This is a genomic window from Flavobacterium sp. CHNK8, assembly GCF_019774515.1.
GTDB lineage: Bacteria > Bacteroidota > Bacteroidia > Flavobacteriales > Flavobacteriaceae > Flavobacterium > Flavobacterium tiangeerense.
Map to the genome: position 1 here is coordinate 2,391,910 of NZ_CP081492.1, position 17,483 is coordinate 2,409,392.

Sequence of the window (17,483 nt, forward strand, 5' to 3'; positions counted from 1 at the left end):
CCAAAGCTAAACAAAGACTAATAAAAGCAGAATAAAAAATAAAACCCCTGATAGACTTTTATATCAATCAGGGGTTTTAATTATGATTTAAGTGATTTAAACAGCTCTATCCGCATCAAAAGCCTCTAAATATTCAGCTACACGCTTTACAAAACTACCTCCTAATGCACCATCAACTACTCTATGATCATAGCTATGTGACAAGAACATTTTTTGACGAATTCCTATAAAGTCTCCTTCCGGGGTTTCAATAACAGCAGGTACTTTACGAATAGCTCCAAGGGCAAGAATACCAACTTGTGGCTGGTTTATAATTGGCGTACCAAAAACACTTCCAAAAGTCCCAACATTAGTAACCGTATAGGTTCCTCCTTGAGTATCATCTGGTTTTAATTTACCCATTTTTGCACGGTTCCCTAAATCGTTTACCGCTTTTGCCATTCCTACTAAATTTAACTGATCAGCATTTTTAATGACCGGAACAATCAAGTTACCATTTGGTAAGGCAGCAGCCATTCCTAAGTTTATATTCTTTTTCTTGATGATGTAATCGCCATCAACAGAAATATTCATACCTGGAAAATCTTTTAAAGCTTTGGCTACAGCCTCCATAAATATAGGAGTATAAGTAAGCTTTTCACCTTCGCGTTTTTCAAATACGTTTTTATTTTTCTCTCTCCATTTTACAATATTCGTAACATCAACCTCAATAAAAGATTGTACATGCGCTGATGTTTGAACTGAAGCTACCATATAACCCGAGATTAACTTTCGCATACGGTCCATTTCAATAACTTCATCACCACCGTTTACAGAAACTGGTACCGCTTTTTGAGCTAAAGGCACAGCAGCAGAAATAACTTTCTCTACAACTGGAGCCGGTGCAGCAACTACTTGCTGGTTGCCTCTATTTTTCACATAATCTAGAATGTCATTTTTAGTAACTCTACCTTCTTTTCCAGTACCTGTAATAGATTCAAGCTCAACGAGAGAAACACCTTCTTCTTTTGCAATATTTTTAACAAGCGGCGATAAGAATTTTTCTGAATTAGAAAAATCTACTGGCGCAGCAATGGTATTTTTTACAGCCTCAACTTCTTTTTCAATTGAAGTAGCTGCCACAGGTGTAGCAACTGCTGCTTCAGTACTTCCACCATCAGTACCTTCTGTTTCAATGATTGCAATGGTTTGACCTACTTGTACCAAATCATCTTTTCCAAAAAGTTGTTCTACAAGAACTCCCGAAACCTCACTTGGTACCTCACTATCTACTTTATCAGTAGCAATCTCTAGTACCGCTTCATCAGCTTCAATCTTGTCTCCAACTTCTTTTAACCAGTTGGTAATAGTTGCTTCTGCAACGCTTTCTCCCATTTTTGGAAGTTTTAATTCATATCTTGCCATATTATTAACCTAAAAGGTGATATTGATTTTCAGTTTGCGAAATTACTAAATATTTCAAATATAAATTACATTAAATATAATTTTTTACGTCATTTTAACTACTTCACCACGTGATGTACTATTATTACTTCCTATTAAAAAATCGGTAGCTTTTGGCTTAATTTTAAAAGTTATTCGTTGGTTAAATCCCTCTTTCTTTGAAGATTCCTGAATAGCGATACAATCCTTAAAAGATATAAATTCATTATCAAGGATGATTTCAACATTAGTTTCCTCTTTCACTATTGACGAAAGTAGCATTTTTTCTGTTTTTAAATCATGAAATTTTACTTTTTTTTGCAACGAGCGTTCCATTTTTTGAAGTAAACTTTGATCATTGGAAAACAAAATATATTTCGGAGAAATTATCTTTTTTGTTTTCTGGAATAATGAATTGCCTTGAATAGTCTTGTATACTGTAAATAGAGAAACCCCTATTTTCATAAAAAAAGCAAACAAAAGTTCGTTAATTTTAAACTTAGATTTCGAAGCGCTGAAGTGTTTTTTATAAAAAAAGTGCATCGCCTCTGAAAATCGCCTCATATACAAGCCATCTTTATGAGTACTTTCTCCTTTATAATGAATAACAGTAGTTACACCAAAGTAATAATTATTATACCCCCCTTTTAGCGCCATGTAAGACAAATCAATATCGTCAGAATACATAAAACAAGCTTCGTCAAATCCACCTAATTCTAGGTACAACTTTCGTTTTAAAAGCATAAAAGCACCGACTAAAACATCCACTTTACCAGTTTCCTCCTCCTGTAAATGATTTGCATAATACTTGCCTAAGATTTTAGATTTAGGAAAAAGTTTATAGAGACCCGCAATCTTTGTAAAAGCCACAAAAGGAGTAGGAACTCCGCGCTTACTCTCTGGAAGAAAACCACCAGAACCATCAATAAGCTTACAACCTACAATCCCTAAATGATCTTGTTGATTTGCAAATTCTAGAATTTTTAAAAAAGTATCTTCAGCCACAACCGTGTCTGGATTCAGGATACAAACATACTCTCCAGAAGCATGGTCGACACCTATATTATTCCCTTTTGGAAAACCTACATTCGATTTGTTTTGAATTAACTTCACTGATGGAAATCGTTGCAATACCATTACGCAACTATCATCGACAGAATTATTATCAACCACAATTATCTCGGCATCAATACCTTCAATTGCTTTTTGAACACTGATTAAACAAAGCTCTAGAAAGTACCGAACATTGTAATTAAGAATAATAACAGATAGTAACATGTGACAAATGTACAGAGAAAAACAAATAATAGAAACTTGAATATTATTTATCAATATTGCTAGTATAAAATTTGACGACAAAAAACATATTTTGTGTAACAAAAACCATTAACTCTCCACTAACGTAATTATGAGTGAAAAACTAGAACAGACTTTTGTGCAACTTTTGCAAGAAAACCAGAATATAATCCACAAGATTTGTAGATTGTATACTAATGGTGAAGATGCGCATAAAGATTTGTTCCAAGAAATTACGATTCAGTTATGGAAAGCTTTCCCTAAATTTAGAGGAGACAGCAAATTTTCTACTTGGGCTTATCGCGTGGCCTTAAACACAGCAATCACTTTATATCGAAAAACAAAACGTTCCATAAGTACTGTGGAGTTTGAAGGCAGGCAACATTTTCTTAATGATGTAGAATATGATTATGAAGAGGAAGAACAATTAAAATTAATGTACAAAGCGGTTTATCAATTGAATGATATTGAAAAAGCATTGATCTTCATGTATCTTGAAGACAAAGACTACCAAGAAATATCAGAAACATTGGGAATTAGCGAAGTTAACGCAAGAGTAAAAATGAATAGAATAAAAGGTAAATTAAAAAAAATATTAAATCCATTAGAAGCATGAAAGAACTGGATTTACTCAAAAAAAACTGGCAAAAAGAAGGAAATACTTTTGAACAAGTCTCTACAAACGACATCTATGTGATGATTCATAAAAAATCATCTTCATTAGTGAAGTGGATACTAATTGTTAGCATTTTAGAATTTTTGATTTTAAATGGGATATCTATTTTTATCAGTAGCAAAGAATATGATGCTTTTGTAATTGCACACCCCATAATAAAAACTCTAGAAATCATTAATTACGTTGTGATTTTTGGTTTTATAATCCTATTCTACAAAAATTACAAATCCATTTCAACTTTAAATTCGGCCAAAGATTTAATTAAAAAGATATTAAAAACAAGAAAAGTAGTTACGTACTACATTTTTTGGAATATCATTTTTGGTGGACTAACAGGTACTTACGTTGGCTTGCAAGGTTTCAATGAAGGTATGAAAGACGCAAATACAAATGCGGACGTTTTAGACACCTCAAGTATTATGGTGGTACTTGTTTTTGGATTATTTTTAATGGGCTTTATTTGGTGCTTTTATAAGTTAGTTTACGGCACTTTCTTATCCAGATTAAGCAAAAATTACAGCGAATTAAAAAAAATTGACTTGTAAAAAATCAAATTACTATCTAAAATTATCACCTTTAAAATAAAACAGAAACAACACAAGCAAATTTTACTTGCTTCAACTTCAACCAAACAATTATTTATAAAACAATACATACACAACTATTGTTTGTATTTTTGTAATGGACTATATTTGCATTCTTAAAATAACAAACAATGATTAAGATTACTTTACCCGATGGGTCAGTTAGAGAGTTTGCTCCAGGAGCAACTCCAATGGATGTTGCAAAAAGCATCAGTGAAGGATTTGCTAGAAATGTAATTTCAGCCTCTTTTAATGGTACTACAATTGAAACAACAACCCCACTAACCACGGATGGTAGCCTTACATTATTTACTTGGAATGACGCCGATGGTAAAAAAGCATTTTGGCATTCTACTTCACACGTTATGGCGCAAGTTCTTGAGGAAATGTATCCTGGAATTAAATTAACGCTAGGACCCGCAATCTCAAATGGATTTTACTATGATGTAGATTTTGAAGATCATAAAATCACAGATGCTGATTTCAAAAAAATTGAAGACCGTGTTCTTGAAATTTCAAGAGGAAAACACGAATTTAAATTGCGTCCCGTTTCAAAGGCAGATGCTTTAGAATTATACAAAGACAACGTTTACAAAACAGAGCTGATTACTAATCTTGAAGATGGTACAATTACGTTTTGTGATCATGACACCTTTACAGATTTGTGTCGTGGTGGACATATTCCAAATACCGGCATCATCAAAGCAATGAAAGTGATGAGCGTTGCTGGTGCTTACTGGAGAGGTGATGAGAAAAACAAACAATTGACTCGCGTTTACGGAACATCGTTCCCAAAACAAAAAGAACTGACAGAATATTTAGAATTATTAGAAGAAGCAAAACGTCGTGACCACAGAAAACTTGGAAAAGAACTTGAGTTATTTGCCTTTTCACAGAAAGTGGGTGCTGGATTGCCATTGTGGCTACCTAAAGGCGCGGCTTTGAGAGATCGATTGGAGCAGTTTTTGAAAAAAGCCCAGAAAAAAGCAGGTTACGAGCAAGTTGTGACTCCGCATATTGGTCAAAAAGAATTGTATGTAACGTCAGGTCATTATGCAAAATATGGAGCTGATAGTTTTCAACCAATTAACACACCAGCTGAAGGCGAAGAGTTTTTATTGAAACCGATGAACTGTCCGCATCACTGCGAAATATACAATGTTCGTCCATGGTCATACAAAGACTTACCAAAACGTTATGCTGAATTTGGAACTGTATATCGTTACGAACAAAGTGGAGAATTACATGGTTTAACTCGCGTAAGAGGTTTTACTCAAGATGATGCACACATTTTTTGTACGCCAGAGCAATTAGACGAAGAATTCAAAAAAGTAATTGACTTAGTCCTTTATGTATTTGGTTCATTAGGATTTGAAAACTTTACAGCTCAAATTTCGTTAAGAGATAAGGAAAATAGAGATAAATACATTGGTACCGATGAAAATTGGGAAAAAGCAGAAAATGCAATCATCAATGCTGCTGCAGATAAAGGTTTAAACACTGTAGTAGAATATGGTGAAGCTGCTTTTTACGGTCCAAAGTTAGATTTCATGGTTAAGGATGCCCTTGGAAGACAATGGCAATTAGGAACTATACAAGTAGACTACAACCTACCAGAACGTTTTGATTTAACCTATAAAGGATCTGATAATGAATTACACCGTCCGGTAATGATTCACAGAGCACCTTTTGGTTCTATGGAGCGTTTTATTGCGATATTGTTAGAACACACAGCAGGAAATTTCCCGCTTTGGCTTATGCCAGAACAGGCTATAATATTGTCATTGAGCGAGAAATATGAAATATATGCGAAAAAAGTTTTAGATTTGCTAGAAAATCACGAAATTCGCGCCCTAATTGACAATAGAAACGAAACTATTGGAAAGAAAATTAGAGATGCCGAAATGCAAAAAACACCGTTTATGTTGATTGTAGGTGAGGAAGAAGAGAAAAACGGGACCATTTCTATACGCCGTCACGGCCAAGAAGGAAAAGGAAATGTAACTGTTACAATAGAAGAATTTGCAGCTATTGTAAACGAAGAAATTAGCAAAACATTGAAAGTATTTACAGTTTAACTTAAATTATAAAGTCATAGCAATAAGAAGCAACAGAGGTTACCAACCTCGCGTAGAAAAAAAAGATGCCCACAGGATAAATAACCTTATTCGTGGTGTACAAGAAGTAAGGCTTGTAGGTGAAAACATCGAACCAGGTGTTTTTAAACTTGCAGAAGCCCTAAGGTTAGCAGATCAGTTTGAATTGGATTTAGTTGAAATTTCTCCAAACGCTGAACCACCGGTTTGTAAAATCATGGATTACAAGAAATTTGTTTACGAACAAAAGAAACGTGATAAGGTTTTAAAAGCGAAATCTACACAAGTTGTTGTGAAAGAAATTCGTTTTGGTCCTCAAACTGATGAGCATGATTATGAATTTAAAAGAAAAAACGCAGAAAAATTCTTAAAAGAAGGCGCAAAGCTGAAAGCATTTGTATTCTTTAAAGGGCGTTCAATTATTTACAAAGATCAAGGTCAGATTTTATTATTGAGATTAGCAACAGATCTGGAAGAATTTGGAAAAGTAGAGGCTATGCCTGTTCTTGAAGGAAAAAGAATGATCATGTTTATTGCTCCTAAGAAGAAAAAATAAGTCTTAAAGTCAAAAGTCTTAAAGTCAAAAGTATTTAACTTTCGACTTTAAGACTTTAAAGACTTTACTACTATATAATATAAGTAAGTAAGAATAAATTAAAACACTAGGAAAAAATGCCTAAAATGAAAACCAAATCTAGCGCCAAGAAACGTTTTAAAGTTACTGGTTCTGGAAAGATTAAAAGAAAGCATGCTTTTAAAAGTCACATCTTGACTAAAAAATCTAAAAAACGTAAATTAGCTTTGACACATTCAGCGTTAGTTCACAAAACAGATATGAAAAGCATCAAACAACAATTAAGAATTATCTAATAAGTCCAAAGGTAGAAAGTCTTAAAGTCTAAAGTACACACTTTCGACATTCGACTTTTGACATTTGACTAAAGATTTCTTTAGGTTAAAACAATTTAAAATAACCTTGGAGTATGGCTTTTAAGTTCCTTTGATTCAATTCAGGACGCCTGCTACAAAAAAAACAATAAAATTATGCCAAGATCGGTAAATTCAGTTGCTAAAAGAGCAAGAAGAAAAAAAATAATGAAGCAAGCCAAAGGTTTCTTTGGTAGACGTAAAAACGTTTGGACAGTTGCTAAGAATGCGGTAGAGAAAGCAATGTGCTACGCTTACCGTGATAGAAAAGTGAACAAAAGAAATTTCCGTTCTTTATGGATTCAACGTATCAACGCTGGAGCTAGATTAGAAGGAATGTCTTATTCACAATTCATGGGTAAAGTAAAAGCTAACGGAATCGAATTGAACCGTAAAGTTCTTGCAGATTTAGCTATGAACCACCCAGAAGCTTTCAAAGCAGTACTTAATAAAGTAAAATAAACGTTTTATAAACTCAATTTAGATTACTTACTTATAAAAAAAACCTCAATCAATGATTGAGGTTTTTTTGTATAACTGAATTATTCTATTCTTTAATGAGGATTATTGTGGCTTTAAAACCAGTTCCTAAATTCCATTGACTTGCTGATATCAATGCCCCTTTATCATCATAGACTTTAAATTCTGCAGTGTTTGGCCCAGAGCTTCCTTGATTTAATGCTACAAAATCAATTTTATTAAAACCTTTTTCTAAAACTATTTCAAAGCCTTTAAAATTACTATCTAAATTCACTTGGTTTTGAATGACTTTATCATTTAGAAAAACTCGTATTAAATCGCCATCAACATAAGCCGCATCACGATACATAATCTTTGCCGAGACAGAGCCTGTGGTGTAGTTCCCTAAGTTTTGATTTCTTCGATATACAATCCCTTCTGGATTATCTTCTTTCTTATTCAATTTATCTCTGTAGACATCTCCCGGGTTTATAAACTCGCTTGTTGGTATCATCGAAATAGGCTTTAATGGCTTCGTTTCGGGAATACTTGTAAGATTTGGGTTTGTTACGGGTGGTTTAACATTCGGCTTAGGCGAATTGATAGGAGGAATATCAATTTTAGGAGGAATTGTTTTCTTTATCTTTGGGGCGTTATTTTTAGGCGGAATTGCTTTGAACTTGGAATTAAATTCACTCTGAGCAAAACCACTGTAAAATGAACCAATTAGTATCATTGTAAATAAAATCCTTTTCATAATTTGTGGTGCAATCATTATAAGTTCTATTAAGTTTTAAAAATAGGAAACCATACTTTTAAATTCAAAAACCAAGCCAATTTTTAACTTTCATTTATAACTCTAGATTGATACAAATAGTATTTTGCTACACTTTTAATTTTAATCTATTGAAGAAAATCATGCCTAGAACTATTATTACAATTGTTTTAAAATATTTTTCAAAATATCAAGACCAAAGTGCTAAGAAAATGAATTACACGAGGCACGTCAAATGTTTTTTTCGTGAATTGAAACGAATGATCACAAAAAAAATGTTACAAGAAATCATAATATGGCTTTAAATAATACTTTTGTAAGCTGTAACTCTTAAACAGATGGATTTTTCTAAATATCAAACAAAAATAGCATCCCTATTATTGTGGTCCCTCATTTGTATCCTTATTGGGATATTCTCGGGATCAGCCTCTGCCCTGCTATTGTTTAGCCTTGATTGGGTTACACGATTATTTACGGTGCACAAAATGTTATTTTGGTTGCTTCCAATAGGCGGACTCGCAATAGGATTATTGTACCACTACCTAGGCAACGAAAGTTACAAAGGAAATAATCTACTTTTGATGGCTTATGAAAATCCTGAAACAAGAGTTCCTTTACGAATGGGGTTTTTGGTTTTTTTGGGCACATTAATAACTCATCTTTTGGGAGGATCTGCAGGTAGAGAAGGTACTGCAGTTCAAATGGGAGGAGCAATAGCATATCAATTCAATAAAATAAAAAAAATCTCTAAAAAGGAATCTCAAATATTAATACTTCTCGGAATTAGTGCGGGATTTGCATCGGTTTTTGGAACACCTCTAGCAGGCGCAATTTTTGCATTAGAAATTGTCTGTTTTAAAAGAATAAATTTAAAAAGCATCTTATCTGTATTTTTAGTAGCCTTTATAGCGAATTATACCGTAGACCTTTGGCAAATAGAACATAGCGTTTATTATATTTTTGAAATTCCAAATATCACATTTAAAACACTTTTATGGGTTTTAGTTGCTGGACTTCTTTTTGGCTTGACCGCAATGCTTTATTCAAAAAGTGCTCATTACTGGAATCGATTGTTTAGCGTTACTTTTCCATTTGCTCCTTGGAGACCGCTTGTGGGAGGCTCATTTCTTGTTATACTTTTTTATTGTTTTGATATGACACGCTATACAGGACTAGGACTACCCGTAATTGCAGAATCCTTTACAACTACTAGTTTGCCAAAAGATTTTTTATTAAAAATAATTATAACCGGAATCACATTAGGAAGTGGTTTTAAGGGTGGAGAAGTTACTCCGTTATTTTTTATAGGAGCAACTCTGGGTAGCGCTTTATCTCTAGTAGTTCCCTTACCCGTAAGCTTACTGGCAGGGATGGGATTTGTCGCCTTATTATCTGGTGCTACGCATACACCTATAGCTTGCACCTTAATGGGGATAGAACTTTTTGGGATTGAGGCTGGTTTATTTTTATGTATTGCTTGTAGTATGGCCTATTTTTGTTCAGGTTCTACGGGGATTTACACATCTCAATTAAGAATAGGACTAAAATATACGTTGTATGCTTTTTGCTTGAAAAAAATACGGTTATTAAGAGGTATATAGTTTGGTAATTTGTAGAAATGATTTCAACATTAGATTAAAAAAATGTAATTTCGCATTCTATGAAAATACAAGATATTCAAGCCGTACAAGAGTTGTTATCAACGCCTAAAAAAATTGCAATAATCCCGCACCGAGGTCCAGATGGCGATGCGATGGGTTCTACATTAGGACTTTATCATTTTTTACTAAAAAACCACCACTACCCTACTGTAATTTCTCCTAATGAGTTCCCTGATTTTCTAGCTTGGATGCCGGGAGCTGACAAAATTAAAATTTACGAGAAAGATAGAGAAAACTGCACAGCACTATTACAAGAAGCTGAACTAATTTTTACATTAGATTTTAATGCTTTGCACAGAACTGGAGAAATGGAAAATGTGTTAGCACAGCTTCAATCTCCATTTATCATGATTGATCATCATCAAAATCCAGATGACTACGCTGCTGTTACCTACTCTGACACTGCATTTGGATCTACTTGTGAAATGCTTTATAATTTTATTACCGCATTAGGTAAAAAAGATGACATCGATTTCACAATAGGCACCTGCATTTATACGGGAATACTTACCGATTCTGGTTCGTTTAAATTTCCTAAAACCACTGGAACAACACATAGAATTGTTGCAGAACTTATTGATTTAGGCGTTCAAAATACAGAAATTCCGAGTTTACTATTTGACAATAGCTCTTATGGAAGACTCCAAATATTAGGTAGAGCGCTTCAAAACATGATTATTCATCCTGAGCATAAAACAGCGTATACAACTCTAACACAAGATGAATTGAACTCGTTTAATTATGTAAAAGGAGACACTGAGGGAATTGTAAATTATGGTTTAAGCATACAAGGAATACATTTTGCAGCTATCTTTATAGAAAATAAAGAAGAAAAAATTATTAAAATTTCGTTTCGTTCACAAGGTGATTTTGATGTTAATCAATTTGCAAGAGAAAATTTTAACGGCGGTGGACATCGCAATGCAGCTGGAGGAAAATCAGAACTTACAATGGAAGAAACCCAAAAGAAATTTGAAGATTTACTAACAAAAATAAGCATCTAAACCCATGAAAAACAGCAACCTACTTGCAGTTGTATTCTTTTTATTTCTTGTACTTTCGGGGTGCAAACAGCATCAGGATGCTAGAAGACCTATCTCCCAATCGTCTGGGAGTTTTATGAAAAAATCGATTCTGCGCAATAAAAAATTGGTTGCAACAGAGGAAAGTCAAATACAAAACGTTATCAAAAACAATCCAAGTGTAGTATACTTGGCTTCTAATAAAGGGTATTGGTATTCTTATGAAGTAAGAAATACAATTGATAACCTCACTCCTAAAAAAGGAGACGTTGCTTTGTTTGACTATGAAATTAAAGATTTAAAAGGAACTTTGATTTACTCTCAAGAAGAACTAAAACCACAAGTATATTATGTTGATAAACAAAACATCATGATGGGATTGCGTGACGGAATCAAATTAATGCATCGTAATGAGAAAGTAAATTTTTTATTCCCCTCAAATATGGCTTACGGTTATCATGGAGACGATAAAAAAATAAATACAAACCAACCGATTATATGTACCGTTACATTGCGAGATTTTAAAACCGAAGTGGCGTATAAAAAAGAAGTTCTACAAACTATTGCACCTACAACTGACGTTATTGCAAAAAAAGCCTCGACACCTGTAACCAAAGAAAAAGATACTATAACTCCATAACAATTAATTTAGAAATGAAAAAAAAGATCGTAATTGCGCTACTAGCGATAGCCTCATTGTATTCCTGTAAAAATGATCATTCCAATTTACCTGATGGATTGTATGCTCAAATTGAAACTAACAAAGGGGAGATTATTGTACAACTGGATTTTGAAAAAGCACCTATAACCGTTGCAAACTATGTGGCACTTGCCGAAGGAAAAAATGAGTTTGTAACGAATGAAAATTTAAAAAAGAAACCTTTTTTTGATGGTTTAAAATTTCATAGAGTCATTGCTGATTTTATGATACAAACCGGAGATCCTCTAGGTACTGGCTCTGGAGATACAGGATATAAATTTAAGGATGAATTCAATGACTTACGATTTGATAAAGGTGGAGTTTTAGCTATGGCCAATAATGGACCTATGACCAATAGCAGCCAATTTTTTATCACACATCTTGCAACCCCTTGGCTAGACGGAAAGCATACCATTTTTGGTCATGTGGTAGAAAAAGGTATGGAAGTTGTCAATAAAATTCAACAAGATGATTACATCAAATCTGTAACGATCATTAGAAATGGTGAAGCTGCTAAGAAATTTAATGCGGTAAAAGTTTTTACCGACTATTTTGCAGTAGAGTCTGAAAATCAAAAGAAAAAAGCCGCCATTGAAGCTGAAAACAAGCGCGTTTATAATGAAAAATACAAAGTGGTAAGAGAGCAAAAAGTAGCAAGTTTTGCTGCCTTGAAAGCAAAAGCTACAACAACACCTTCCGGTTTACAATATGTAATCACTAAAAAAAGCGGAGGTAAAAAACCATCTAATGGCACTCCTGTTTTTATACATTATGCAGGATTTCTTGAAGATGGAGAGCTTTTTGACACAAGTATAGAGAGTGTTTCAAAAACATTTGGAAAATACGATGAAAACAGAGCAGCTCAAAATGGGTATCAACCTATTCCTTTTCAAGCAGGAAGAAAAGATGGCATGATTCCTGGTTTCATTGAAGGTATCGAACAATTATCTTTTGGAGACAAAGCCGTGATTTTTATTCCGTCCCGTTTGGGATATGGTGCGGCTGGTGCAGGAGGAGTTATACCGCCAAACGCCAATATTATTTTTGAAATTGAACTTTTAGAGAAAAATTAATTTACATAAAATTATAAAAAATGAAATTTAAATATCTGTTTTTACTACTTCTGGGATGTATTACTATCCAAGCTCAAACCGGAAAAAAAATAACACCAGTAAAAAAACCAACTACAACAGCAAAGGCAATTGTAAAAAAGCCAACTGAAACAGAAGGTATATTTGTGACTATTGCTACTAATAAAGGAAACATAGAATTAGAACTTGCGTACCAAAAAACACCCGTGACAGTAGCAAATTTTATTGCACTTGCCGAAGGAAAAAATACATTTGTAAAACCCGAAAACCTGAAAGGCAAACCTTTTTTTGATGGGTTAAAATTTCACCGCGTTATCAAAGATTTCATGATCCAAGGTGGTGATCCCTCTGGAAATGGATCAGGTGGTCCTGGCTACGCTTTTAAAGATGAAATTACTGATTTAAAGCATAATAAACCAGGAATCTTATCCATGGCAAATGCTGGACCTGCAACAAATGGAAGCCAATTTTTTATCACACACAAAGAAACGCCTTGGTTAGATGGTAAACATACTGTTTTTGGTCATGTAACATCTGGAATGGAAATTGTAAACGCTATCGCGCAAGATGATGTGATTACAAAAGTAACCGTGGTTAGAAAAGGTGCTTTGGCAAAGAAATTTGATGCTGTAAAAGTAATTTCAGACTACTTTAATTTTAAAACTGAAGATCAAAAAAAGATTGAGGCTGTTAAAGAAGCAAAGAAAACTTACCTATCTACAATAAAAGCTACAGCTACTACTACTCCATCTGGATTAGCTTACAAGATAGTTGAAAATGGAACAGGTGTAAAACCGGCTAATGGAGCTACATTTTATTTTAATTACGCAGGCTATTTTGAAGATGGTTCTTTATTTGACAGCAGTTATGAGAATGTGAATAAAGCCTACGGTAAGTATGATGAAAGAAGAGCGGCTCAAAACGGATACAAAGCATTTCCTTTCGTAGCAGGAAAAAAAGACGGTATGATTCCTGGCTTTATTGAAGGTCTTGAAAACATGGGTTTTGGGGATAAAGCAGTTGTTTTTATACCTTCAAATTTGGCTTATGGTGAACGAGGCGCTAATGGTGTGATACCGCCAAATACCATGCTTATTTTTGAATTAGAAATGCTTGAAAAGGAACCCGTAAAATAAATTAAAATATAAAAAAACACCGATGATATCTTAAATTTCATCGGTGTTTTTTTATAACTCTATTTTTTACCGAATTTCCAATCAAACTCATCTTTTTGATTGATAATTGCTCCCAATTCAAATTTTACAACCTCATCAAATTCTGTTTGAAAAATCATCCAGTTTTCTTCGTTAAAATAATTCTCAAAAGTATCAAATTCCTCTTGAGTAAATTTAGTTATAGACTTGCTAACTAAATCTTTTTTAACATCACTAATTTTTTTATTGATGATTTTGTTACCAAAAAGCTCTAGTTCTGGGCTTGATGCAACGATGTATCCTAATTTAAAATCTTCTTCAACATAAAAAGTCAAACGCATTTTTAAAGAGTTGTATGCATAAATAATATTGTCATCCTCGTCCTTATAATTTCGGTTTGGTTTTCCGTAAATAGCGGTAACATCATTTTGTTTCATTCCAAAAATGAGTTTATCAATTCCGTTTTTTGTATTTATTTTCATTACGTTTTACTTTAAAATTAAAATAGTGATGCAAAGATACTTCATTATTAGAAAATCAATCAGGACTATTGAGGTTTTAATCTCTATTTATTGTAATAAAAAGAAGTTTAGCCATCAATTTGCACAGGATTAAATTTTTAAAATAACAAGAATACTACTCCACAGAAATGTTTAGTGAGTGATAGTAATAAAACAGAGTCGCGTATCATTGTACCCATTTATTTCTTACTTTTAAGCACCAAAAAAATCCTATAAAAAAATTAAATTTTGTCTATGAAAACAAACAAACTACTCCTGTACTGTATGGTAGTTCTTAGCGCTATTAATTCTTACTCCCAAAAAAAAGATTCAAAAGAATTCAAAGTTGATTTTGAAAAATTCACTTTAGACAATGGCTTACAAGTCATTTTGCATATTGATAGATCAGATCCTGTTGTGGCTGTTGCACTAACAAGTCATGTGGGTTCGGCAAGAGAAATAAAAGGGAGAACTGGTTTTGCACATTTATTTGAGCATTTACTTTTCCTTGAATCTGAAAATTTAGGAAAAGGAGGACTTGATAAAATGAGTGCTCGCATAGGTGGAGAGGGAGCAAATGGATCTACTAGCCGAGATAGAACCAATTATTTTCAAACAGTGCCTAAAGATGCTCTTGAAAAAATGATTTGGGCTGAAGCAGATAAGCTTGGTTTTTTTATCAATACGGTTACAGAACCCGTTTTAGCAAAAGAAAAGCAAGTAGTAAAAAACGAAAAAAGACAAAGCTATGATAACAGACCTTATGGTAATAACTTCTCAGTGATTTCAAAAAATTTATATCCGTCTACTCATCCTTACAACTGGGATGTAATAGGATCTCTTGAAGATTTACAGAACGCAACATTAGATGATGTTAAGAATTTTTACAAGCGCTGGTATGTCCCTAACAATGTCACACTAACAATTGCAGGAGATATTGATGTAAACCAAACCAAAATTTGGGTAGAAAAATATTTTGGCGAAATAAAACGTGGCGACGCTATCCCAAAAATGGAAAAACAAGCTGTTGTGTTACCTGCTACCAAAAAACTGTACTACGAAGACAATTTTGCAAAACTTCCACAACTTACTCTTACATGGCCATCAGTTTATGAATACCATCCAGACAGCTATGCCCTGGAAGTACTTGCCAGTTATCTTTCAAAAGGTAAAAAAGCTCCTTTGTACAAAACCTTAGTAGAAGATAAAAAAATTACTGATGCTGCAGATGTTTTTCAGTACAACTCTGAAATAGCAGGACAATACATGCTTAGTGTCACCGCTTTTGATAAAACAAATTTAAATGAGGTCATGAATGGTGTCACCGAAGCTTTCACAAAATTTGAAACTGAAGGTATTTCGCAACAAGATTTAGACAGAATTAAAGCAGGACAAGAAACTGCTTTTTATAACAATTTATCAAGTGTACTTGGAAAAGGATTTCAACTTGCACAATACGAGATATTTGCTGGAACACCAGAATACATTAATGAAGATGTAAAAAATATATTAGCTGTAACCCGTGATGATGTAATGCGTGTGTACAAAAAATACATTCAGGGCAAGCCTTTTGTAGCAACTAGTTTTGTTCCAAAAGGAGAAAAAAATTTAATTTTAGATGGGTCGATACTAGCCGATGTAGTTGAAGAAAAAATCGTTGAAGGCAAAGAAGATACATTTGATGCAAGTATAGCGGCAACTTATGAAAAAACTCCTTCAAAATTTGACCGAAGCATTGAACCAGCATACGGCGCTAGTCCAGATGTAATTTTACCTGTGGTTTGGAAAGATAAATTGCCATCAGGAATGTCCCTTTTGGGTATCGAAAACTATGAAGTACCTCTAGTACAATTTCAATTACAAGTAAAAGGAGGTTTATTACTAGAAAATTCAGAAAAAATTGGAATTTCAAACATGCTTGCCGAACTGATGACCAAAGGAACCGCAAATAAAACACCTGAACAATTAGAAAATGCTATTGAGAGTCTTGGCGCTACCATAAAAGCAACAGCAAGTGATGAAGCTATTTCAATTTACGGTACCACACTAGCAAAAAACTATACCGCTACTATGGCATTAGTACAAGAAATTTTATTGCAACCACGATGGGATACCAAAGAATTTGAACTTATAAAACAAAGTATACTGAGTCAAATAATGCAGCAAAAAGCAGATCCTAATAGTATTGCGAGAATTGAGTTTAAAAAATTACTTTTTGGCACATCTATTTTATCTAATAATCGAATTGGAACTGAAAAAACCGTTATTTCAATCACCATTGATGACTTGAAAAACTATTTCACTACGAATATGTCTCCTTCAAATGTTAATTTTCATGTAGTTGGGGCCGTGAATAAAAACAGTGTTTCAAACTCCTTAAAAATAATAAGTAAAAATTGGAGTACTAAAAATATTGTTATTCCAACTAATGCCAATACAATAGCTATTTCAAGCTCACAAGTCTATTTTTATGATGTTCCAGGAGCTAAACAATCTGTAATACGAATTGGCTATCCCGCACTTGAAGCTACTGACACCGACTATTATCCAGCTCAAATTTTAAATTACCGTTTGGGAGGAGGGAGTTTTGCATCACAATTAACACAAGAATTACGTGAAGGAAAAGGATACACATACGGTATTAGCTCCATGTTTATGGGATCTGTAAATAAAGGATTTTTTGCAGTATCGAGTGGTGTTCGTTCTAATGTTACTTTTGAATCTGTTGCATTAGTTAAAGATATATTACAAAAATATGGTGCTAATTTCAATGCAAATGATCTCGATGTTACAAAAAGTTATTTGATCAAAAGTAATGCTAGAGCTTTTGAAACATTATCATCAAAACTTGAAATGCTCTATGACATTAGTAATTACAATTACACGGATGATTACGCAAAAAAACAGGAGAACATTGTAAAAAATATTACAATAGATGATATAAAAACTCTTGCGAAAAAATATTTAGATCCAAATAAAATGATTTATCTCATTGTAGGAGATGCTGAAACGCAATTGAAAAAATTAGAACAATTAGGTTTTGGCACACCCAAATTAATAAATAGCCCAAAACCAAATTAATAAAACAGCAGTATTACAAAACAAAAAAATAATTTTTCT

At 33.4% G+C, this 17,483-nt stretch carries 16 protein-coding genes; 12 read left to right on the plus strand and 4 right to left on the minus strand.

Translation table 11 applies throughout. From position 1 onward, the window contains the following. Positions 1-96: 96 nt before the first annotated feature. The gene (locus K5V07_RS10245) at positions 97-1,404 is read right to left on the minus strand and encodes a dihydrolipoamide acetyltransferase family protein (protein WP_221917416.1); all 1,308 of its coding nucleotides are present in this window, start codon (positions 1,402-1,404) and stop codon (positions 97-99) included. An 84-nt stretch (positions 1,405-1,488) separates the two neighbouring features. Next, positions 1,489-2,700, minus strand: coding sequence for a glycosyltransferase family 2 protein (locus K5V07_RS10250; RefSeq protein ID WP_221917417.1), 1,212 nt, complete (start codon positions 2,698-2,700; stop codon positions 1,489-1,491). Positions 2,701-2,830: 130 nt separating this feature from the next. On the opposite strand from K5V07_RS10250, the gene K5V07_RS10255 reads away from it, so the two are divergent. The 6 genes from K5V07_RS10255 to rplT all read left to right on the plus strand — a co-directional run bounded on the left by K5V07_RS10255 (position 2,831) and on the right by rplT (position 7,463). Next, positions 2,831-3,334, plus strand: coding sequence for an RNA polymerase sigma factor (locus K5V07_RS10255; protein WP_144892825.1), 504 nt, complete (start codon positions 2,831-2,833; stop codon positions 3,332-3,334). Beyond that, the gene (locus K5V07_RS10260; protein WP_221917419.1) at positions 3,331-3,939 is read left to right on the plus strand and encodes a hypothetical protein; all 609 of its coding nucleotides are present in this window, start codon (positions 3,331-3,333) and stop codon (positions 3,937-3,939) included. Before K5V07_RS10255 ends, K5V07_RS10260 begins: the two co-directional genes overlap by 4 nt. A 170-nt stretch (positions 3,940-4,109) precedes the next feature. Continuing rightward, positions 4,110-6,056 (plus strand): threonine--tRNA ligase, encoded by a 1,947-nt coding sequence (gene thrS, locus K5V07_RS10265; protein ID WP_144892829.1) that lies wholly within the window; start codon positions 4,110-4,112, stop codon positions 6,054-6,056. A 16-nt stretch (positions 6,057-6,072) separates the two neighbouring features. Continuing rightward, entirely contained in the window at positions 6,073-6,630 is a 558-nt protein-coding gene (gene infC, locus K5V07_RS10270; RefSeq protein WP_370514380.1) for a translation initiation factor IF-3, read from the plus strand. 116 nt (positions 6,631-6,746) lie between these two features. Next, positions 6,747-6,944, plus strand: coding sequence for a 50S ribosomal protein L35 (gene rpmI / locus K5V07_RS10275; RefSeq protein ID WP_022827375.1), 198 nt, complete (start codon positions 6,747-6,749; stop codon positions 6,942-6,944). A gap of 174 nt (positions 6,945-7,118) precedes the next feature. Beyond that, a complete protein-coding gene (rplT, locus tag K5V07_RS10280; RefSeq protein ID WP_086453231.1) occupies positions 7,119-7,463 on the plus strand; it encodes a 50S ribosomal protein L20 in 345 nt (114 codons plus the stop codon). An 85-nt stretch (positions 7,464-7,548) separates the two neighbouring features. Here rplT and K5V07_RS10285 read toward each other — a convergent pair whose 3' ends face one another. Next, complete coding sequence (locus tag K5V07_RS10285) at positions 7,549-8,217, minus strand: hypothetical protein (RefSeq protein WP_144892831.1); 669 nt, start codon at positions 8,215-8,217, stop codon at positions 7,549-7,551. Positions 8,218-8,573: 356 nt separating this feature from the next. Here K5V07_RS10285 and K5V07_RS10290 point away from each other — a divergent pair, with 356 nt between their 5' ends. The 5 genes from K5V07_RS10290 to K5V07_RS10310 are packed head-to-tail and all read left to right on the plus strand — an operon-like array spanning position 8,574 to position 13,845. Beyond that, positions 8,574-9,836, plus strand: a complete 1,263-nt coding sequence (locus K5V07_RS10290; RefSeq protein WP_221917420.1) for a chloride channel protein — start codon at positions 8,574-8,576, stop codon at positions 9,834-9,836. 59 nt (positions 9,837-9,895) lie between these two features. After that, on the plus strand, positions 9,896-10,900 hold the full coding sequence (locus K5V07_RS10295) for a bifunctional oligoribonuclease/PAP phosphatase NrnA (RefSeq protein ID WP_144892835.1): 1,005 nt from the start codon (positions 9,896-9,898) through the stop codon (positions 10,898-10,900). Between the two features lie 4 nt (positions 10,901-10,904). Beyond that, positions 10,905-11,558, plus strand: a complete 654-nt coding sequence (gene gldI, locus K5V07_RS10300) for a gliding motility-associated peptidyl-prolyl isomerase GldI (RefSeq protein WP_221917421.1) — start codon at positions 10,905-10,907, stop codon at positions 11,556-11,558. 14 nt (positions 11,559-11,572) lie between these two features. Beyond that, positions 11,573-12,691, plus strand: a complete 1,119-nt coding sequence (locus K5V07_RS10305) for a peptidylprolyl isomerase (protein WP_221917422.1) — start codon at positions 11,573-11,575, stop codon at positions 12,689-12,691. Between the two features lie 20 nt (positions 12,692-12,711). Continuing rightward, positions 12,712-13,845, plus strand: a complete 1,134-nt coding sequence (locus K5V07_RS10310) for a peptidylprolyl isomerase (RefSeq protein ID WP_221917423.1) — start codon at positions 12,712-12,714, stop codon at positions 13,843-13,845. 59 nt (positions 13,846-13,904) lie between these two features. Here the strand turns inward: K5V07_RS10310 and K5V07_RS10315 are convergent, their stop codons facing one another. Continuing rightward, complete coding sequence (locus K5V07_RS10315; RefSeq protein WP_086453237.1) at positions 13,905-14,345, minus strand: hypothetical protein; 441 nt, start codon at positions 14,343-14,345, stop codon at positions 13,905-13,907. 273 nt (positions 14,346-14,618) lie between these two features. Here K5V07_RS10315 and K5V07_RS10320 point away from each other — a divergent pair, with 273 nt between their 5' ends. Continuing rightward, positions 14,619-17,444, plus strand: coding sequence for a pitrilysin family protein (locus K5V07_RS10320; RefSeq protein WP_221917424.1), 2,826 nt, complete (start codon positions 14,619-14,621; stop codon positions 17,442-17,444). Positions 17,445-17,483: the final 39 nt, after the last annotated feature.